The sequence below is a fragment of the Pseudarthrobacter raffinosi genome (assembly GCF_023913735.1).
Taxonomy (GTDB): domain Bacteria; phylum Actinomycetota; class Actinomycetes; order Actinomycetales; family Micrococcaceae; genus Arthrobacter; species Arthrobacter raffinosi.
On record NZ_JAMXBH010000013.1, the window covers coordinates 98,603 to 118,205 of the forward strand.

At 62.9% G+C, this 19,603-nt stretch carries 15 protein-coding genes; 6 read left to right on the forward strand and 9 right to left on the reverse strand.

All coding sequences use genetic code 11. From position 1 onward, the window contains the following. Window positions 1-126 precede the first annotated feature (126 nt). From NG698_RS13665 to NG698_RS13685, 5 genes are all read left to right on the forward strand, one after another. Window positions 127-2,478, forward strand: a complete 2,352-nt coding sequence (locus NG698_RS13665) for a thiamine pyrophosphate-binding protein (RefSeq protein WP_252610435.1) — start codon at window positions 127-129, stop codon at window positions 2,476-2,478. After that, window positions 2,475-3,614 carry a dihydrolipoamide acetyltransferase family protein gene (locus NG698_RS13670; RefSeq protein WP_252610437.1) on the forward strand — a complete coding sequence of 380 codons (1,140 nt, stop codon included), beginning with the start codon at window positions 2,475-2,477 and terminating at the stop codon, window positions 3,612-3,614. The genes NG698_RS13665 and NG698_RS13670 overlap by 4 nt, the downstream gene beginning before the upstream one ends. A gap of 71 nt (window positions 3,615-3,685) precedes the next feature. Beyond that, the gene (locus NG698_RS13675) at window positions 3,686-4,045 is read left to right on the forward strand and encodes a hypothetical protein (RefSeq protein ID WP_252610439.1); all 360 of its coding nucleotides are present in this window, start codon (window positions 3,686-3,688) and stop codon (window positions 4,043-4,045) included. 139 nt (window positions 4,046-4,184) lie between these two features. After that, window positions 4,185-4,499 (forward strand): DUF2316 family protein, encoded by a 315-nt coding sequence (locus tag NG698_RS13680; protein WP_252610440.1) that lies wholly within the window; start codon window positions 4,185-4,187, stop codon window positions 4,497-4,499. Between the two features lie 878 nt (window positions 4,500-5,377). Next, window positions 5,378-7,534, forward strand: a complete 2,157-nt coding sequence (locus tag NG698_RS13685; protein WP_252610442.1) for an amylo-alpha-1,6-glucosidase — start codon at window positions 5,378-5,380, stop codon at window positions 7,532-7,534. A 254-nt stretch (window positions 7,535-7,788) separates the two neighbouring features. Here NG698_RS13685 and NG698_RS13690 read toward each other — a convergent pair whose 3' ends face one another. The 5 genes from NG698_RS13690 to hxlB form a co-directional block, all read right to left on the reverse strand. Further along, window positions 7,789-8,691, reverse strand: coding sequence for a glucose-6-phosphate dehydrogenase assembly protein OpcA (locus tag NG698_RS13690; protein WP_252610444.1), 903 nt, complete (start codon window positions 8,689-8,691; stop codon window positions 7,789-7,791). Further along, complete coding sequence (gene zwf, locus NG698_RS13695; RefSeq protein ID WP_252610446.1) at window positions 8,688-10,241, reverse strand: glucose-6-phosphate dehydrogenase; 1,554 nt, start codon at window positions 10,239-10,241, stop codon at window positions 8,688-8,690. The genes NG698_RS13690 and zwf overlap by 4 nt, the downstream gene beginning before the upstream one ends. A 319-nt stretch (window positions 10,242-10,560) precedes the next feature. Continuing rightward, complete coding sequence (locus tag NG698_RS13700; protein WP_252610448.1) at window positions 10,561-10,800, reverse strand: hypothetical protein; 240 nt, start codon at window positions 10,798-10,800, stop codon at window positions 10,561-10,563. Window positions 10,801-10,926: 126 nt separating this feature from the next. Next, window positions 10,927-11,550: a 3-hexulose-6-phosphate synthase gene (gene hxlA / locus NG698_RS13705; protein WP_252610450.1), complete on the reverse strand. Its 624-nt coding sequence runs from the start codon at window positions 11,548-11,550 to the stop codon at window positions 10,927-10,929. Window positions 11,551-11,600: 50 nt separating this feature from the next. Continuing rightward, window positions 11,601-12,200, reverse strand: a complete 600-nt coding sequence (hxlB, locus tag NG698_RS13710; RefSeq protein WP_374210094.1) for a 6-phospho-3-hexuloisomerase — start codon at window positions 12,198-12,200, stop codon at window positions 11,601-11,603. Between the two features lie 208 nt (window positions 12,201-12,408). Here hxlB and NG698_RS13715 point away from each other — a divergent pair, with 208 nt between their 5' ends. Beyond that, complete coding sequence (locus NG698_RS13715) at window positions 12,409-13,683, forward strand: helix-turn-helix transcriptional regulator (RefSeq protein WP_252610529.1); 1,275 nt, start codon at window positions 12,409-12,411, stop codon at window positions 13,681-13,683. A gap of 441 nt (window positions 13,684-14,124) precedes the next feature. On the opposite strand, the gene NG698_RS13720 is transcribed toward NG698_RS13715, so the two are convergent. Genes NG698_RS13720 through NG698_RS13735 form a run of 4 tightly spaced genes read right to left on the reverse strand, consistent with a single transcriptional unit; the run spans window position 14,125 to window position 19,599 of the window. Next, the gene (locus NG698_RS13720) at window positions 14,125-14,688 is read right to left on the reverse strand and encodes a DUF4913 domain-containing protein (protein WP_252610452.1); all 564 of its coding nucleotides are present in this window, start codon (window positions 14,686-14,688) and stop codon (window positions 14,125-14,127) included. Continuing rightward, entirely contained in the window at window positions 14,685-16,448 is a 1,764-nt protein-coding gene (locus tag NG698_RS13725; RefSeq protein WP_252610454.1) for a type IV secretory system conjugative DNA transfer family protein, read from the reverse strand. Before NG698_RS13725 ends, NG698_RS13720 begins: the two co-directional genes overlap by 4 nt. Next, window positions 16,445-18,037, reverse strand: a complete 1,593-nt coding sequence (locus NG698_RS13730; protein ID WP_252610456.1) for a putative type IV secretion/conjugal transfer ATPase — start codon at window positions 18,035-18,037, stop codon at window positions 16,445-16,447. The genes NG698_RS13725 and NG698_RS13730 overlap by 4 nt, the downstream gene beginning before the upstream one ends. After that, a complete protein-coding gene (locus NG698_RS13735; protein ID WP_252610458.1) occupies window positions 18,034-19,599 on the reverse strand; it encodes a hypothetical protein in 1,566 nt (521 codons plus the stop codon). Before NG698_RS13735 ends, NG698_RS13730 begins: the two co-directional genes overlap by 4 nt. Between the last annotated feature and the right edge of the window lie 4 nt (window positions 19,600-19,603).

The following is a 19,603-nucleotide window of genomic DNA, read 5'->3' on the forward strand; positions in this document are numbered from 1 at the left end:
CTGGCTATCTGCCACCGGTCAGCTGGGGGCAGCTTCACGAGAGCTGCCCCCTCCCCGTCCACCCCATGACGGGTCTTTCAACCCCCCCCTCGATTTCCCCCGAAATTATTAGTTGAAGGCACTCTTATGAACTTGAGCCCTGTCAGTGACGGCGTGGCGGCGGATGCTGCTTCGTTTTACGGCGATCCGGATTTGGATGCCTTGGCCGCGATCGAGCGTCGCGTGTTGTGGCTTTCGACCTCGATCATTCATCATGCGAATCGGGTGCGGCCGAACGTGTCCGGGATTAAGGTCGGCGGGCATCAGGCCTCGAGTGCCTCGATTGCCACGATCATGACGTCGCTCTGGTTTGGGCAGCTTCGGGCGGAGGACCGGGTGTCTGTGAAGCCGCATGCTTCCCCGGTGCTGCATGGGATCAATTATCTGCTGGGCAGCCTGGAGGAGAAGTACCTCACGACGCTGCGGGAGTTCGGCGGGCTTCAGAGTTACCCGAGCCGGTCCAAGGATCCGGACCCGGTGGACTACTCCACCGGTTCGGTCGGTATCGGTGCGACGGCGCCGATCTGGGGTGCGATCTCGCGGCGTTACACCGAGACCGTGAGCGGGGTCCCGAGCCGGGGGCGCCAGTATTCGCTCGTCGGGGACGCCGAGCTGGACGAGGGGGCCGTTTGGGAGGCTGTCCTGGATTCCAATGTTGCCGATCTCGGTGAGATCGTGTGGATTGTTGATCTGAACCGGCAGTCCCTGGACCGGGTCGTGCCCAACATCGCTGCGGGCAAGATCGAGCGTCTGTTCGCGGCCGCCGGCTGGCAGGTCATTACCGTGCGATTCGGGCGACTCCTGGAAAGCCTCATGGCCCGGACCGGAGGCGATGCTCTGCGGGAACGCATTGTGGAGATGTCCAACCCGGAGTACCAGCGGCTCCTGCGTTGCTCCGCCGAAGAGCTGCGCCGTCGCCTCCCGGGTGAGGGCGCAGGGAGTGAGGCCATCGCCGGCCTCATCGCGGGCGTCGAAGATGAGCTGTTGATCCGGGCAATCAGGAACCTGGGCGGCCACGACCTGGCCGCGCTGCGGGAGGCCTACTCGCAGATCGATGACACCAAACCGACCGTCATCATCGCCTACACCGTTAAGGGCAACGGCCTGCCCACTGAGGGCCACCCGCAGAACCACTCCTCGCTGCTCACCGTTGAGCAGTACCGCCAGCTCGCAGACCGGATGGGTGAGAACCCTGATGCCCCCTGGACGCGTTTTGACCCCTCAAGCCCCGAGGGGCAGCTGGTCCGGACAACGGCTGAGGCCCTCCATCGCGAGAGCGAACCGGTCGTGGCACCGCCGACAGTTCCGACTGATTTTGGCAGGACTCCCTCGGGCACGGCAACCACGCAGGCCGCCCTCGGGCGGGCGCTGCTTGACCTCAAGCGGGCCGCGCCCGAGGTCGCCCGGCGCGTCGTGACCGTCAGTCCCGACGTGAGCTCCAGTACCAACCTCGCCGGGTGGGTGAACAAGGTCGGTGTGTGGTCAGTTGAAGAGCGCCAGAACTGGTTCAGTGACGACGCCGAAACCGTCATGCACTGGCGGGAAAATCCCACCGGACAACACATCGAACTCGGCATCGCCGAAGTCAACCTGGTAAGCCTCCTGGGCGAGCTCGGCGCGACTTGGAGCCGTTGGGGCCAGCCGCTTTTCCCGATCGGTGTGCTCTATGACCCGTTCGTCGAACGCGCCCTCGAACCCTGGTCCTACGGTATCTACGCCGGCGGGCAATCCATCCTCGTCGGCACACCGTCCGGTGTTACGCTCGCCCCCGAAGGCGGGGCACACCAGTCCATCAAGACCCCTTCCATCGGGTTGGAACAGCCCGGGTGTACCAGCTACGAACCGGCGTTCGCCATTGATGCTGAATGGACGCTGCTCGCCTCCATGTCCCAGCTCGGACGACCGGATGGCAAGTCCGCATATCTGCGGCTCTCCACCAAACCGGTCGATCAGCAGCTGGCCGCCGTGCCGGAGGATCCGGCTGCCCGTGAGCGTCGCCGCCGCCAGGTGGTTGCCGGCGGGTACGTGCTGCGCGCAGCTACCGATCCGGCCGCGACGATCGTCACCATGGGAGCCCTGGTCCCGGAAGCGCTGGCAGCCTCCGAGCGGCTCGCTGCCCAAGGCACCCCGGTGGACGTCGTATGTATCACCAGCCCGGGCCTGCTCTATGAAGCACTCCAGGGCCGCAACGGACAGAACCAGGACGCACCGTCCTGGATCCTGGATCAGATCCTGCCACCGGAGCGTGCCGTTCCCATGGTCACCGTGCTCGACGGACACCCACACACACTCGCGTTCCTCGCCGGCGTGCACCAGGTCAAAAGCCGCAACCTCGGCGTGGACAGCTTCGGTCAGGCCGGCGACATCGAAGACGTCTACCGCTACCACGGAATCGACACCGACAGCATCGTCCGCGCCACCCTGGACGTGACCCAATGACAAACACCACGACAACAACCTTCACCCTGCCGCCAATAGGAGCGGGCGGAACGGTCGCGACCCTTTCACGCTGGCTGAAAAACCCAGGCGACCCGATCACCGATGGCGAGCCTTTACTCGAGGTCGCAACAGACAAAGTCGATACCGAAATATCCGCCCCCTTCTCAGGCACCCTGGTCCGTATCCTCGCCAATGAGGAAGACACCATCGAAGAAGGCGCGGAACTCGCCGTCATCGAACACCTGACGACCGCACAGCCGGCTCCTTCTCCCCACCAGCCGCCCGTAGTCGTCGCCTCGCAGGACAACCCGGCGGCCACAGCCGGGGCGGTTGCCCCGGCAGCCGCCCCGGGAGGTGGTGGTCCTATCGGCGGCCCCTCCCGGCGCGTACCGGTTCCGGCATCCCTCGCGCCTGCGGTGCCTTCCGTTTCTGCGGCGGTCCGGCCCGGGGAGCGCCGGGAAAAGCTCACACCGATCCGGCGCGTGATCGCAGACCGGATGATGGAGTCGCTGCAGTCAACAGCACAGCTGACCACTGTCGTGGAGGTCGACGTCACCGCGGTTTCCAGGATGAGAAAGAGCTATAAGGCCGAGGGTCGCAAGATCTCCTACCTTCCGTTCTTTATCAAGGCCGCCATCGAGGCTCTGCAGGTCTATCCGGTGTTCAACACCACGACCGCGAACAGTGGCACGGAGCTCGTTTACCATGAATCGGTCAACTTGGGCATCGCAGTTGATTCGCCCAAAGGACTCATGGTTCCTGTGGTGCGCGATGCCCAGACGAAGGGCGTTGACGAGATCGCTACGGCCGTGGACGATCTCGCCGGCCGGGTGCGTACCGGCAGGATAACTCCCGGTGACATGGAGGGCGGGACGTTCACGATCACCAACACCGGCAGTAGGGGCTCGCTGTTCGATACCCCCATCCTTAACTACCCCCAGACAGCTATCCTCGGCACCGGGGCAGTTGTGGAACGCGTCGTGCCGCTCCCCTCAGAGGAGGTCCGTATCGGCATCAGATCCTTCGTCTACCTGGCCCTGACCTACGACCACCGGATCGTCGACGGAGCAGACGCCGCCCGATTCCTCTCACAAATCAAGACACACATCGAAACCGGTTCGGCCGACAGAATCTAAGCTGTGATCCGGTGTCGGCCAACGAGAGGCTATGGATTAAGCCAGCCGCCAGAGCGAAAAGGAGCGCCGGCATGAGCCTGAACCAACAGTCCAAGGAAAGCGTCCCCCTCAACGGGCGGGGCTACAACCGCGTCGTCGAGGCCGCGGATGAAACGTTGTTAGCCCTGACCGTCCAAAATCCGACGGCTACCGAGGCAAGCCAAAGGCTCCTTACGAAGCAGTGGAAATACCTCTGGCCGCAGGATTTCGTCGAGCTACGCCGCGGACTTGAGGTAATCGGCACCGGATTGGTCGATGAAGTCGCCCGGGACGGCAGTATCGTCTGGATCCATCGGAGCGGCGGATGGGGTCGGGTGATGATCCACGCGGACGACGGGATCGACATCTGCCGTGCGGATCCCCGGATCCGCCAGAACCGGGGCGCGTCCTAAGTATCTGATCGTGTTGCCCATTCACAGGCCGCGACGGGGGGAGGCCAACGACGATCACGGATCGTCGCCTATCGCAACAACTGCCGTCCCGCCGCTCATACTAGGGACACCCCCGCACGACGTAAGTAAGGAGTTCTCCATGTCACTCAGTCACTACCAACGCGCCGCAACCCGCGAGGAGCTGAGCGCAAATCTCGCCTTGTCCGGTCTATCCGTGGCGGATGCCGCCGCGGCCGTCGGAATCGGTAGCGCCCGCGTACAGGCGGCCCTCGACGTGGCCGGCGCTCAGCCGCAGGACGTGTGGCTCGTCCGTGATTACCTGGACCGGGTGATCCGATCCAACGGCGGGACGCCGCGAACGTATTCTTCGCTAACTGAACAGATGCGCGCCGCTGCACAGGCGTGGTTTCCCCTGACCGACGTCGATGACGTTATGAACAGAACCCGCGGATGACCGGCCACACCATTTAGGGCACCAGCTGCGGTACTCCCGAGGCGCGGTCCCCTTGCGGGCAAGCCGACAGCCCCAATCGGTTACGGCATGAGGCCAGTAACCCGGAAACCCGAAGATGCACAAGGACGCGCGAAAGCCGCGAATCTCCTGGGCTAGGCGTTCGGTTTGGGGTCGCCGACTCTGAGGTCATTCGAATCTTCGAGAACCCTAATGGTTCGCCGGCTTTTCCGACTGTAAGACCTCTGAAGCGTTAATAGCGCCGTAGATACTGGATATTTTGAATCCGGGCTACAGCAGGGTTGGGCGGGGACTGGCCATTTCTCGCCGCACCTAGTGGACTGGAAGGCCGAGGCCAGGCCCTTGGCCACGCGTAAGTGAGTGTCCTGCTGGTTGGAGGCCAGTTTATGGCCGGCGACATCGGGCGAGGATCGGAGCCTGGGCAAACTTCGTGGCAGACTACCATTCGAGGTTGCTGGCAGCCGGCCTCATAGTGCTCCCGCCGTCAACCTCAGTTTTGTAGAACTGCGGGGACCGGTCCCAGGGCGCTGGCAATGTTCAGGGCGTGCCTCGCCATGAGCGCAGAGTCACCGGCAACGACGCGCGGTTCCTCAGGTTCGTTGGCCTGTCCCGGACCTACCAAAGTACAACATCAGACCCGCCTTCGGTCGCCCTGCGCGATAGGCCGCAGTTGAATGGGCAGTCCTGTGCCTGGTGCTGTACCTCAGCTGAGTTGCCAGGCCACCGGCTCTGGTAACCGGGGGGGTGGACCGGCGTAGCGTCGGGTGGAACGATGAAGGTGGCGGCCGGTGCTTGGTCCACCCTCTTACGGTCCAATGCCTGCCCACGGCGCCTCGGTCAATCCGGTGAAGGAGCAGGGGATGGCTGGATGGAATGCTGATACTGCGGCCGGGCCGTTGGGTGTCGGGACGATTACTTTAGTGGAGGGGACGTCCTTCTGTATTTCGCTGCCAAACGGCGACATCCGTCCCGAATATCCGCACGGGGTCTTCTTCCAGGACACCCGCATCCTGTCGGGCTGGAGCCTGACCGTTAACGGCCAGCCGCTGGAGCCGCTGGCGGCGGAGACCAAGGAGCCGTACCGGGCGCTATTCGCCTGCCGCGTTGCCCGCTTAGACGGTTATGCAGACAGCCCGCTGCTCGTGGAGCGGTTACGCGAAGTGGGAGCCGGCATCCAGGAGCTAATTACGGTAAGAAACTATGGCCTGGATCCTGCAGAGTGTGTCGTTTCCGTGAGCATCGAGTCCGATTTCGCAGATCTTTTCGAGGTGAAGGAAGCCAGGATCCGCCGGCGGTGGGACGAAACCCGCGAGCCGAAAGATGGCTCGTTGGTTATCCGCGCCGTCTGGCAGGATGTCCGGAAGGGCGTCGTCGTCAAAGCCCCTGGAGCCGACGTCAGTGCTGACGCCCTGACGTACCGGATGGTTGTTGCTCCCCAGGGCCAATGGACCACTGCGCTCAGCCTAGTACCCCTCGTCGATGGAATCATTCTTGGGGAGCCGCTTATTCATCCTGGCGCCGGTGACTTATCCGCAAGTGACCGGCGTCGGGAGGAATGGGTGGCCAAGATTCCGGTGCTGCAGATGGGAAACCGCTCCATTGAACGCACGTTGCGGCGCAGTTATGACGATCTGGGTGCCTTGCGAATTGAGGATCCGAACCATCCTGACCGGGTGGTGGTGGCCGCAGGAGCGCCTTGGTTCATGACCTTGTTCGGCCGCGATTCGCTGTGGGCCTCTGCCATGGCGCTTCCGGTGGATCCGTCGCTGGCCCTAGGTACATTGCAGACGCTGGCGGACCGCCAGGGCAGCGTGGTGGATCCGATGAACGAGGAGGAGCCGGGCAAGATCCTGCACGAGATCCGGTTGGACGTCTCCAGCGGACTTTCCCTGGGCGGCAGGTCGGCCTACTACGGCAGCGTGGACGCGACCCCTCTGTTCGTGGGTGTGCTCGGGGCAGTTAGCCGCTGGGGGTTCGCCGCGGATATCATCGCTGCCCTGTTGCCCCATGCGGACCGTGCGCTGGACTGGATCCGGGACTACGGGGACAAGGATGGCGATGGGTTCGTCGAATATGAACGCCTCAACGACCAGGGGCTGATCAACCAGGGCTGGAAGGACTCTTGGGACGGAATCAACTTTGCTGACGGGCGCCTGGCGGAGCCGCCCATCGCACTCTGCGAGGTGCAGGCATACGTCTACACCGCATACATGGCACGCGCCTGGATGGCTTACGACGCCGGCGACGTGCCTCTGGGAAACGAGCTCGCCGGCCGAGCGGCGCATTTAAAGAAACAGTTCAATGAGCAGTTCTGGATGCCCGATCGCGGCTACTACGCCATCGCCCTGGATGGCAAGAAGCGGCAGGTCGACGCCTGCGCGTCCAACATGGGTCAGTGCCTCTGGTTCGGAATCGTGGACGACGACAAGGCTCCCCAGGTGGCCGAACGGTTGATGTCACCGGAGATGTTCAGTGGGTGGGGCGTGAGAACCCTGGCAAGCGACATGCGCGCGTACAACCCAGCCAGCTACCACAACGGCTCTGTCTGGCCGCACGACAATGCCATCATCGCGACCGGCTTGCTCCGCTACGGCTTCGTTGCTGAGGCACAGCGGATCTCCACTGCACTGCTGGAGGCGGCCGAGTACTCGAAAGGCCGGCTGCCCGAGCTGTTCTGCGGCTTCAGCCGGGACCAGTTCGCGGCACCCGTCCCATATCCAACTGCGTGCTCACCCCAGGCGTGGGCAGCCACCACACCAATTCACCTGGTAACGAGCCTGATGCAGTACGACGTGCATGTTTCCCGCGGCGGCCTCTGGATGGATCCCATCCTCCCGGATTCATTTGGCGACGTGCACATTACCAACGCACCCTTGGCCGGTGGCAGAATCACCATCGACGTCGCTAATTCGGTACCGTCCGTCCAGGGATTACCCAAGGGCATGGCGTTCCATCGCGGCCACCGGCCACTGCTGGCCGAACTCGTGCAGCAGACCAAACCAGGCCGGAAGGCGTAGCCGAACCTCAGGCAGTGCGGTACACCGCGGGCAGAATCGCGTCGCCCAGCTCGGCAGGCGAGGCGATTGGACCAACGCCCCGTCGTCTGACTCTGGTGTGCGGAGTCTTCCGTAAGATCGGCCGCGTCCATCTTCTTACCTCGTTCTTCGATCGCCTCGCAGTTGCTCCCCGCCCGGTCTGTCGCCGCGCCAGGCGACGCTCGCTTCGAAGTGTCCGGCAATAGGCTCATACCACGGTGTAATGCCCTCAAAATTCAGTGATTTTGAATTACTTGTCCGAAGACTTCGTCGGGGTCGAGGCGGCGGAGCTCTTCGGCGAGGCAGTCTTTGAGGCTGCGGCGCGGCAGCGAGATGCGTTGTGCAGGCTGGCCGGGCTGGGTGAGTTCCGCGACGGACAGTCCGGGACGGAAGAGCTGCACGTCGCCGGTGTGGCGGGTGAGGCGGACCCGGCGGATGCCGGTGCCCGCTGGATCCGCAACGATTGTCACGGGCGCGTCCAGGGCCAGGGTCAGCCAGGCCGCGAGCAGGATGGTGGACGGGGAGTCGGAGGCGCCTTCCACGGCCACGGCGGTGACGGGGGAGGAGTCCACCTGGTCCAGGACTGCCGCGAGCTGGATCCGCCAGTTCGTGAGCCGGGTCCAGGCGAGGTCGGTGTCGCCGGCCTTGTAGGTGGCCCGGATGTTCTCCAGCGCCATTTGAGGATCGGTTTCGTTGGCGGAGTCGGTGATCCGGCGGTGCGCGATCCGGCCCACGGAGGTTTCGGCCGCGTTCTCCGGCGCTCCGTGCGGCCACCAGGCCACGATCGGGGCGTCCGGGAGGAGCAGGGCCGCGACCAGGGATTCGCTTTCGTGGGCGAGCTCGCCGTAGCCGCGGAGAACGATGACCTCGGACGCGCCGGCGTCACCGCCCACCCGGATCTGCGCGTCCAGCCGGTTCGGGGCGGTGGCCCCGGCGTCGGCGAGGACGATGATCCGGCAGGGGTGTTCGCGGCTGGCCTCGTTCGCGGCCTCGATCGCTTCTTCCTCGACGAGCCCGGACCGGGTGAGGACCACGAGGGTCAGGACCCGGCCCAGCGCAATCACACCGCCCTGCTCGCGAAGGGACATGATCTTCTTCGAGATCTTCGAGGCGGTGGTGTCCGGCAAATCTACAATCATGGCCTTCTCCAGGTTCGTCCGTCGCGGGCCAGCAGTTCATCGGCCGAGGCAGGCCCCCAGCTCCCGGGAGCGTAGGGCTCCGGCTGCTCAGCCAACCCGGCCCAGTAATCTTCAAACGGGTCCAGGATCTTCCAGGACAGCTCCACCTCGGCGTGCCGCGGGAACAACGGCGGCTCGCCCAGGAGCACATCCAGGATCAAACGTTCGTAGGCTTCGGGGCTGGACTCGGTGAAGGAGTGCCCGTAGCCGAAGTCCATGGTCACGTCCCGGACTTCCATCTGCGTGCCCGGGACCTTGGACCCGAACCGGATCGTGGCGCCCTCATCGGGTTGGACCCGGATCACCACGGCGTTCTGGCCGAAGTCATCCTCACCGTGGTCACGGAACAGCAGGTTCGGGGCCCGCTTGAACACCACAGCGATTTCGGTCACGCGCCGGCCCAGGCGCTTGCCGGCACGCAGGTAGAACGGCACACCGGACCAGCGCCGGGTATGGATGTCCACCCGGATCGCCGCGAAGGTTTCGGTTTTCGAATCGGCCGGGATGCCCTCTTCCTCCAGGTAGCCCTGGACCTGTTCCCCGCCCTGCCAGCCGCCGGCGAACTGCCCGCGCGCTGAATGGGTAGAGAGATCGTCCGGGAGCTTGACCGCGGCGAGGACCTTTTCCTTCTCCGCGCGCAGGTCATCGGCGTTGAAGGAAATGGGCTCCTCCATCGCGGTCAGGGCCAGCAGCTGCAGGAGGTGGTTCTGGATAACATCGCGGGCCGCGCCCACACCGTCGTAATACCCGGCCCGGCCGCCCGTGCCGATGTCCTCGGCCATGGTGATCTGGACGTGGTCCACGTAGTTCGCGTTCCACAACGGTTCGAACAGCTGGTTCGCGAAACGCAGCGCCAGGATGTTCTGGACCGTCTCCTTGCCCAGGTAGTGATCGATCCGGAACACCGCGTCCGGCGGGAACACCGACTCCACAATGTCGTTCAACTGCCGGGCCGACTCAAGGTCATGCCCGAACGGCTTCTCAATCACCACCCGCCGCCACTTGTCCCCATCGGCCTGCGCGAGGCCGTGCTTGGACAGCTGACGGCAAACCTGCTCGAAGGCCTTCGGCGGGATCGAGAGGTAGAACGCGTGATTCCCGCGCGTTCCGCGCTGCTCATCGAGCTCATCGATGACCTCACCGAGCCGCTCGAAGGCGTCATCGTCGTCGAACTCGCCCTGGACAAAGCGGATCCCCTCAGCGAGCTGGTTCCACACCGCCTCATCAAACGAAGTCCGTGAGTACGCCTGCACCGAAGCCTTCACCTCGGCCGCGAACTCCGCATCAGTCCACGGACGGCGGCCGAAACCGACCAACGCGAAACTCGGCGGCAACAGCCCCCGGTTCGCGAGGTCATACACGGCCGGCATGAGCTTCTTTCGGGCGAGGTCACCGGTCACTCCAAAGAGCACCAACGAGGACGGACCGGCAATCCGGTTCAGACGACGGTCACGCGGATCCCGGAGCGGATTACGGCCCAGGCGACGGCGCTGTTCAAGGTGCGTGTGCATGGTGCTTTCTTTATTCGTTTTGATAGGTCAGGAGTGCGAGTGCTCGTGCGTTTCGCCAAAGGGGACAGGGTCGACTCAGCGCGACCGTGTAACGGCGTGGATCAGGCCGGGTGATAAGAATCCGGACGGTACTTTGAGCAGAGGCAACCGGATAATGGCTGCCTCTGCGCCGGTCAGCAAATCCCGAAGATGCCTCCTCACAGTTACTACTACTGCCACCTGTTCGCTTGCTGTGCTCGGCATACCTGAACGCTTTCGCATAATTCGGATTAGCACTCGCGGATACACGCCCGGCAGGCCTCCAGCACGCCGCCGATACCTAAGCGGGGTACAGAGTGACCCCGTCGCTTCGAAGGAACAGGCGGCGCATGCCGGTGCGTTCTTCGATGACCCATAGAACCTCTCCATCATCGGTGCGGTCATCCACACGTGCGGAAAAAAGGAACAAATTCTCGGCCCAGATTTCAACCCGATCCCCCGGTTTGAAAAAACTCCACTGTCGGTACATCCCGGGCGGTCTTGCACGAACATCCGAAACAATTTGCGATTGTCGACTCATGAAATTTCCCTTCCAGCCACCACAGAGAGCATCATCATGAAAGACGTAGTTTCTGCTGCCACGCAAACACGGCGGCGGCGGCCGCCCAAGGGTCGACCGCCGCAGCGCGCAGAAAATTGACGGTACTTAGGCGATAGCTGCCTTGAGTTCCTTTGCAGCCAGGGCGGGGTCGGCGGCACTGTAGATGGCGCTGCCGGCAACTGCAACATCAGCGCCGGAGCGCTGCACTGCCTGGATTGTGGATGCGTTGACACCACCGGCCACGGAGAACGGGACTTTGGCTTCTTCACCGGCGTGGAGCAGACCATTCAGGTCGTAGCCCGGCTGTGCCTGCTCATCGAGGCCGGCGTGGAACTCGACGAACTTGGCGCCGAGGGCCCGGGCTTCCTTGGCGCGGGCCACCTTATTGGGAACACCAATAAGGTCAACAACGATGCCCTTATTGTGGGCCTTTGCTGCCTTGACGGCGCCCGCGATGGTGGAGTCATCAGCGCTTCCGAGCACCGAGACGAGGTCTGCGCCAGCTTTGAAAGCAATCTCGGCTTCCAACTCTCCGGCGTCCATCGTCTTCATGTCCGCGAAGACGATCTTGTCCGGGTGCGCTTCCTTCACTGCAGTGACAGCGGAGAGGCCAGCGGCCTTGATCAGAGGCGTCCCAAGTTCGATGATGTCGACATATTCGGCAACCTTGCCGGCAAGTTCGAGGGCATCTTCGACGGTGAGGAGATCCATAGCAACCTGAAGTTTCATGGTGTTGTTTCTTTCTGTAGTGAAACGCGGTGAGTTGAAAATTAAGCGGTCTATTCGAGGTTTGCGTGCCTCAGCCAGAGTTGCTCGGCCTGTTCGTCGGTCTTATTCCAGAGCGTCTGGAAGACGGATTCCGTAGCGAGGAACAGGACCTGTTCGAAAAGGCTTCCCGAGTACTGGCGCGAAAGAGCGGATCCATGATCCGTCTTCTGCGCAGCAGGAATGATCACCAATGCGTCGCACAGGTTCGCCAGCGGTGATCCCTGGTTGGTGGTGAACGCGGAAATTCGCGCACCCGCCTTGGCTGCGGTCTCCGCTGCTTTGACCACACCGGACGTGGTTCCGGAACCGGACGCAACGAGAAGGAGGTCTCCAGAGGAGATCGCCGGGGTCGTGGTATCACCGGCGACGTACACGGTGTGACCTAGGTGCATCAGCCTCATGGCCGTCATTCGAAGCACCAGGCCGCTGCGGCCAGCTCCGGCGACGAAAATCCGGTCAGCCTTTTCAACGAGGGAGGCCAGAGAAGCCAGCTGAGTGCGGTCAATCCCGGCAACCGTTGCAGCGATTTCGTCCCTGACCAGGGTCAAGTTCTGTGCCAGGGACCTTGCCGTCTCTTCCAAGGCGGTTGGGGCGGTGGATGTCGGGCTCACGATTTGTATCCTTCGATTCGATCCTTTGCCAGCCGGTGGCTAGTTCGGATTTCTATCCGAACTTATGTCCATCTTCCCTGATCGAATGGATGGGCATAACGCTGTTTTGTGACGGTTCTAACTACCCTTTCGGATAGTCGCTCGGTCCACGACTGGCTAGGCTGTATGGATGAGCGCTCTCGTAGAACACCAGGAAACGGCGGCGGTGATGACACTTCCAGATGTGCAGGGCACGTTTCTGCAGGCAGTCTCAGCTTTGGCTGACGCTCCCCTGACTCAGATTGCGGAGCGGCTCCGCGACGCCTTATCCCCTTATGTGTGGAGTAGCGCACTGGTCATTTTCACCGAAGACTGTACTGGCCGTCCGCAGAAAAAAGCCGGTGACGACGTCATCATTTCAAGGGTTTCCATCGCAGAGCTGGAACGACTGCGGGCCTCCCTTCACAACGATGGCCCATGGCAGGGGGATGCAGAGGTAGCCGGTACGCCGCGAAGGGTGCTCGCCATCAAGTTCGCGCCAAGTAACGCGCTCCTCGTCATCACCGAACCCAATCCAGTTGAAGCAGATTCTGCACAAGGATCGCCCGTGGCATTGGTGGAATACCTGTGGCAGATCGCGGCGCGGCGAATACAAGAGAAAGTCGCTGACGCGCCACCGTCCTATCTGATGGAATCACGGGCAGCCTCCACGGAACGTGTCCGGGTGACAGCAGAACTCGTGGACATGCATTCCACCACACTAGAAACGCTGCTGGCGGCACTGCGCGCGTCATCCCTTGATGACGCCTCAGCGCGCTCGACCGTCAGCGACCTGACGGCCAGAGCTCTCGTGGCCCTTCGCACTGTCAGCGACCGCACCACAGACCTGGTTGAAGAACCCGTCGCCATGGCCTTTGGACGACTCCAAGAGGACCTGCGCCCGTTGACCCGTTTCAGCGGCGTTAATGTTCAGTTCATTGAGCCACCGCTGAACGGGAGGGCGCTGCCGGGCGAAGTCGCTCATGCGGCACGAGCAGTCGTCCGCGGACTGGTTCTGGCCATGATGGAACAACCGGAAGTCAGGAGGATCCGTGCGCAGTGGGACTGCGACGGGGATAACCTCCTGGTCAATGTCCGCGACGACGGGCAAGGCGCACTTTCGGCCGACGCGACCACTATCGGCCGCTTAGAGCGACGCGTTCAGGCCCTTTCCGGAAATATGCAGATTGACGTCATGCCAGGATGGGGCGCCGACGTTTCGGTTACGCTCCCATTGGACGCCCCGACTGGCCCGATAGGGGACGTCACGGGCTGGAATCTGGCTGCACGTGAACTTGAAGTCCTTCAACACTTGGCGGCAGGTCAACGGAACCGAAGCATCGCATTGGCGCTCAATATCAGCGAAAACACAGTCAAGTTCCACGTGCGTAACCTCTTCAAAAAGCTCAGTGTCAGTTCGCGCACAGAAGCCATTGCCCTGGCGCATAGCCACGGAGTTCGCTGACCATCAACGTCCTCCTTCCGTCGCCTGCAGCAATCATCTGCGCCTAACGGCGCGCCATCCGGACTAAGGTCTACGATTTGGGAAATCGGATGCGAACGGCGCTGCCCGGCCTTTTGCGGCGCAAGCGCAGAAAAACTTCCCACGCCCAATCTCGATGCTGGCTTTCTCATGACTATGGCTGATGCCGGACTGACACCCTGCCCCAACCTAAGCAGGATTACCCACAAGCGCTAGAGCGGCACATGCAGCCCGGCACCACAGCCAGTTTTATGTACACCCCAGTTAGGCGTCAGGCTTCCACTCAAACACCGTCAGGATAGGGTCCGAAAGGTGTTTCCTGCAGCCTCCTGATGAGCAGTCCTAGATTCCAATCTGACATCTGTTAGCGGGTACGCCCTGCCCCGGTGCTTGGCTTCGATGAGCCGCCCTTTGTGCTGCGGTCTATCCGGTTGCTGCTGTCGCTCCCAGTTCGGCAAGGAAGTCGAAGAAACCGGGATCGGTTGATGGCCTGAAGGAGGGCCGGTGATCGACGTGGCTTCCTTCGTTGATGCACTCACTAAAGCCCCAGGGTTTGGACCTGATGCGTTCGAGCATGGGCCAAAATGTTCCGTCGTGCCAGGTGGCCGCGTCCGTCACTGCATTCTTGTGACCGTAGTATGCGGCCTGCCATGCCACCCATGCGGCCGTGAGTTCTTCAACGACGGCTGTATGGAGGTACCAGCACCCGAGGATCCGGGAATTGTCCGTGACACCGTAGCGTTCGTTGATCCAGTCCACCCAGGCGCCCAGAGCCTCCATCAGCTTCGCGGCGTCGGGTCCGGTCAGCTCTTTCCAGTTCCAGGGCGCAGGTTTGTTCTTGGGCGGGACAGCAAGAAGATCGTCCATCATCTCCACCAGGGCCTGCATGCCCTCCTGGAGGGCACCTATCTGGCCGACGTGGGACAGGACGATATCTTCCACGGAAGGAACCTCAACACCGGCCCCTTCCTCAGGTGTGGTGATCATGCCTTATCCCCTGCTGTGCCGCCGGCGACGGCGGCTTCAGTGAGCTGGTCGTGCTGGTATTGGTTGGCTGCGTTCGCTTCCTTGAGTGACTGCGCCGCTTTCTTGTCTTTGGTGATCTGGTCGGCGTCGGGACGTTCCCACCAAGGGGTGAGCTTCACGCGGGCCGGGGCCACGTTGCTGTAATGCATGAAGGCCTCCCCCACGGGCAGTTGCTGAATCTCGTAGCCGCGGATAACCGGACGTTCTTCCTCACTGGTGGTCCGTGAGGACCCGTTCCTGCCATGGGAGGTCGAAACCCGCTGGTGCCGGGTGGTTCCCGCGGCACGGGCGATCTTGTCGAGTTCATCGAGTTCTTCCAGGCCAGGCAGGAACAGCCGGATCGAGGACGTTCCACGGATGGCCGTGGCGGCCTCAGCACCCCACCGTTGACGGTTCTGGGCAAAGGACTGGCTGAATCCGATGATGCGGATCCCGCGGCCACCGGAGTCTGAGAGCGCGCCGGCCATGTCCGGGATGGCGGCAACGTTCGGTGCCTCGTCCAGGACCATGGTCAGGACCGGCCACAGCCGGCCCCCTGGCGCGCCTTGGGAGATGCGCTGGGCCTTGCGGAACATGAAGTCAGCGAACATGGCCACCAGTGGTGCCACCGGCGAACGTTCCCCGTCGGTGAGCAGGTACATGGTGTTCGGCTTCTCAAGGAACTTCTCCATGGTGAATCCTTCGCACTTGCGCGGGCTCAGGATGTGCATTGCTTTGGGAGAGGACAACGGTTCGAGCAGGCCCGCGAGGGTTTCCTGGATGGAGTCCACGGTCTCACCGGCGCGTGAGGAAATCAGCGCCTGCAGCCGGGAGGTGAACGCTGCGGGTGCGTTGTGCCGGCGGAGGATATCCAGCGGTTCGGTGTTGGAGAAGTTGTTGGTCCACTTCACAATGTCCTCGACACTTTTCCCGCCCAGCGCTGCTGCGTGAAGGAACCGGCCGAGGACGGCGGCTGCTTTGGAGTTGAAGAAGTCCCCGTTTTTGACGTCCCCCATGGGTTGGGCGCCGGCCCAGGCCTTCCCGCGGGCCAGGGCTTCGTCGGGGTCCTCGCACCCGTCGATGACGTTCCAGCGCACTTTGTTGTCCCAGCCGGAAATGTCCTGGAGGTCGAACACGGAAACCTCACCCTTGCGCTGTCGCGCAACGGCGGTGAGCATCGGCAGGTCATTTTTGGTGGAGGTGGCGATGACGGCACCTGGTGCGTCCAGGACGATGCCGACGGCCAGGAACAGGGTTTTGCCGGAGCGCTGCGGGGCGAACACCCACATCGAATCCTCGTGCTGGACGTAAAGAGTCTGCCCGTCGAGCTTGCACAGCGCGACGATCATCTCATCCTCGGTGGCCTCCGCAGGGAGTTCCAGGGACTGCTTGGCTTTGGCCAGGGCAGCTTTCTTGCCCATCCGCTTTTCCAGGTCCTTGTAGCTGGGCAGGCCATCATCGCGATGGCGTGTGGAGCCAAACTTCGCGCTGAGGAATGCCGCCCCGACGATGGACAGGATGGCCAGGACGGCGAGAATCCAGGTGGCTGCGCCGGGCCAGGCGAATTCGCCGGCCTTGATCTTCGCCCAGAGCGCTTCAAAGTCCGTCCACGGCATCCCGGTCGGCGTGATCAGCTCACCAAGGAAAGCGGACACCCATCCCAGGACGATCAGGACGCCAATGATGATGGCCAGGCCGATCTTCATGACCGAGTCTGTGGACATGCCCTTGCCGGTGCTCATGCTGCTTCCTCGTGTGCGCTGGCCTCTACGTCGTTCAGTGTTGCGGTGGATTTCATGGCTTTGTCCGTGTCGGTCAGTTCGATTTCGAGGGCGCTGCGGACGTGGATGGCGATGAAGGGGTCCTTGGCTCCGATCCGCATCATGCAGGTGCCTTTGGTCAGGGATGAGATGTCGGCCGCGGACCCTGACGGGAGGTTGAACATCCGCTCACACGCCCAGGCGTCATCGGATTTTTGCTGCTTGTACAGCAGGACGGTGCCGCATTCTTTGAGCATGGCGATGGCGGGGCTGTCTTCGGGAATGTCGGAGATGTGGTGGAAGGCGAACATGCATGAAAGGGACAGGGCGCGGGAAAGTTTGGTGTTCCGTCGGGTGACCTTCGCGACCGAGCCCTGGACGGTGTGCCAGGCTTCCTCGATGACCAGGACCGTGGGGACCGGTTCGGTCTGGCGGTAGAGGGTGTTCGCCAGCCAGGTGTTGATGATCGTCATGACGATGGCCAGTGCCGGACCGTCTTCCGGGAGCAGGGACACGTCAAAGACGGTCAGGCCTGCGTTGAGGGTGATTTCCTCGCTGGTTGGACCGTCGATCAGGCCGGCCAGGTCGTCTTCAATCATGCGTTCGAGTTCGAATGCGGGGTCCTGGCCCCACTGGCGCAGTTCCTCTACCGTCAGGTTTGAGGCTTCTGCGGTGTCCTTGTCCGGTGAGTACAGCGCGGTGAGCACGTGCCGGACGTGCGCGATTTCCCCGGCGGCCGCTGCGGCCCGCAGCGCCTGCTTGTGGGCCATGCGGACGGCTTTGCCTTCCTTGGGCAGCAGCGGCCGGCCTAGGGCCTCTTCCACGACGGCGCGGACGAGCATGGACTGTCCTGCCGGGGTGGAGAGTGCTGTGTCGTCGTGGTTGTCTTCGTGGAGGCGGGCTGCGATCCGGGGGTCCAGGATGTTGATCCTTGCCCCTCCCCCGCCGACCATGAACTTCACCGGAGTAATGTCCAGCCGTTCGGCCAGGGAGGTGTATTCGCCGCCGTTCTGGTCCAGCTGGTATTTCTTATCGATCACTACGACGCGGCGGCCGAGGATCAGCTGACGCAGGACCGCCCAGGTTTTGATGCCCGAGGACTTGCCTTGGCCGAGGTCTCCGATGAAGCAGACGTTCGGGGATTCGAGCTCGTTGCCGTAGGACGTGAAGGGATCGTGGACGATCATCCACCCGGAGCCGGCGTCGATCCCGAACGCCAACCCGCGGTGTGAGGTGGGTGGGGAGGCGATGGCCATGTGTGAAAATTCCATCTGCCGGGTGGAGGACAACACGCCAGGTGCGGCAGGGTCGTAGAACCCTAGCTGTGAGGCGCGGACGTGTCTGCGCTCATGGTGCCAGTGGGTGGATGCGGCCGCCTGCGCTTCTGCCCTCTGGCGGAGGCTGTCCCTTTTCTGGTCTGCCTTTTTCGTGGAGCTGGACCGGCGTTTGGCCGCGAGGGCATCTTCGGTGGCCGCCGCTGCCGCGTTGTGCTGGGAGGCCCGTGCGCGGCGGGATGTGGGGGTCAGGGCCCAGGGCATCCTCAGGCCTTTGATGAGTTTTTGCGTGTTCATCGGATTCCTCTCGTGAAAGGCATGGTGGTGATCAGGGCCAGATCGTTGCGGTGATCCATCCAGTCAATGAATTCGATCCCGGCGTCCGCGGCGGCCGCCTCGATCAGGTCAGCGGTGGCCAGCAGCTCATCTTCTGATTCGACGGAGTAGGAGATGTAGAGGGCGTAGGAGGCTCCGTGGTGACCGGAGCCGGGCCGCAGGTCAAGGAGCCGCTGCCGGGAGGCGCCCATCAACACCTCTTCGGAACCGTCAGAGAGTTTCCCGGATTTGCGGACGTCGTTGTCCTTGGCGATATCCATGGCGGCGTCCGTGCGGGCCTTGCCTCGTGCTTTGCGGGCATCCTCCAGTTCCATGACCATGGACACGGAATGCACGACCGCCGGCTGGATACCGCTGACCAGCGCCTGGAGCGCCGAGACCGGGACGGCTTCGGGGCTGAACGCTGAGGCCGGGACGTATCCGGTGCGGGTATGCCAGCGGCCGTTGACCACCACTGAGGATTCAGAGCTTTCCCCGTCCAGGTGCTGCCAGCAGTCGGCCAGGTCAGCGCCTTCGTAGTCGTCGATGTCGTAATCGGGGTCCTGTAAATGTCGCAGCAACCCGGCTATCTGTCCTGGTCCCAGGGTCCGGTAGTCCTGAATGGAGCCCATCATTTGCGCCTGGGACAGGGCCGAACGAATCTCCTGATAGATCGCCAGGCCGAGCCCGGTGTCACCAGCTCCGAGCTTGTCTGCTTTCAGTGACAGGGTGGCGGACTTGGGAATCCGGAACGTTTCGTAGGTCCGGTGTTGTTCAGAGCGGGACTGGAGTGTTTGCACCAGATCCCCGTAGGAGGCCAGCAGAATCTTCTTCACTCCCGGGGCCTGGCGGTCCCTGATCCAGATCAGGTGATCCGTGGAGTCCATCGGCACCGCACGGGAGAGCGACTGCACGTGCGTGACCAGGGACTGCCGGCGGGCCAGACGTGCCAGGAACTGGCCCCTGGCCACGTAGGCGGAATCCTCCCGGGTTTCCTCGCGGATACCGGAGGAGGAGCCCATGACCTCGACGGTGACGGTGTAGTACGGGACTTTGATGGCGCCCTGGTGCCGGAACACTGTCATGGGCCCGCCCGGGGTTATGACGGTGAAGGCGCGCACGTCCCCGACCATGAGCGGGACATTGTTCTTGTGCCGGACCGGGACCTCGATCATGCCGTTCTCGTCTGCCTGGGCACGGTCGGCCTTGCCTGCCTTAACCATTCGCGTCTGGTCCCGGAATTTCACGGGAACGAACGTTGCGGTCTTGTTCTTCTTCCGTGCCCGCTGATGCCTGGCCTCGACGTAGAGGGCGCCCAGGGAGCGGTGTCCGGTCATTTTGCTTGGTGTCGTCAGGGCTACCCCGGCAAAGACCACGACGGCCGCGATCAGGAGTCCCACCCAGATCATTGCCGCTGAGGCGGCAATGGCGAGGACGCCAAGACCGACCGAAATGCTTAGGCCAATCCATTCCGGTCCGGTCCTGTTCCCACCGAACAGGCCACGGCGTGAGACCTCACCGCCGACAACGACCATTCTTCCCATGATT

What these genes read in the sequence shown, in the direction of transcription:
- hxlA (WP_252610450.1), bottom strand. Translation starts at nt 11,550, where the DNA reads ATGAAACTTCAGGTTGCTATGGATCTCCTCACCGTCGAAGATGCCCTC.
- NG698_RS13700 (WP_252610448.1), bottom strand. Translation starts at nt 10,800, where the DNA reads ATGAGTCGACAATCGCAAATTGTTTCGGATGTTCGTGCAAGACCGCCC.
- NG698_RS13725 (WP_252610454.1), bottom strand. Translation starts at nt 16,448, where the DNA reads ATGAGCACCGGCAAGGGCATGTCCACAGACTCGGTCATGAAGATCGGC.
- NG698_RS13675 (WP_252610439.1), top strand. Translation starts at nt 3,686, where the DNA reads ATGAGCCTGAACCAACAGTCCAAGGAAAGCGTCCCCCTCAACGGGCGG.
- NG698_RS13735 (WP_252610458.1), bottom strand. Translation starts at nt 19,599, where the DNA reads ATGGGAAGAATGGTCGTTGTCGGCGGTGAGGTCTCACGCCGTGGCCTG.
- zwf (WP_252610446.1), bottom strand. Translation starts at nt 10,241, where the DNA reads ATGCACACGCACCTTGAACAGCGCCGTCGCCTGGGCCGTAATCCGCTC.
- NG698_RS13680 (WP_252610440.1), top strand. Translation starts at nt 4,185, where the DNA reads ATGTCACTCAGTCACTACCAACGCGCCGCAACCCGCGAGGAGCTGAGC.
- NG698_RS13730 (WP_252610456.1), bottom strand. Translation starts at nt 18,037, where the DNA reads ATGAACACGCAAAAACTCATCAAAGGCCTGAGGATGCCCTGGGCCCTG.
- NG698_RS13665 (WP_252610435.1), top strand. Translation starts at nt 127, where the DNA reads ATGAACTTGAGCCCTGTCAGTGACGGCGTGGCGGCGGATGCTGCTTCG.
- NG698_RS13720 (WP_252610452.1), bottom strand. Translation starts at nt 14,688, where the DNA reads ATGATCACCACACCTGAGGAAGGGGCCGGTGTTGAGGTTCCTTCCGTG.
- NG698_RS13670 (WP_252610437.1), top strand. Translation starts at nt 2,475, where the DNA reads ATGACAAACACCACGACAACAACCTTCACCCTGCCGCCAATAGGAGCG.
- NG698_RS13685 (WP_252610442.1), top strand. Translation starts at nt 5,378, where the DNA reads ATGGCTGGATGGAATGCTGATACTGCGGCCGGGCCGTTGGGTGTCGGG.
- NG698_RS13690 (WP_252610444.1), bottom strand. Translation starts at nt 8,691, where the DNA reads ATGATTGTAGATTTGCCGGACACCACCGCCTCGAAGATCTCGAAGAAG.
- NG698_RS13715 (WP_252610529.1), top strand. Translation starts at nt 12,409, where the DNA reads ATGACACTTCCAGATGTGCAGGGCACGTTTCTGCAGGCAGTCTCAGCT.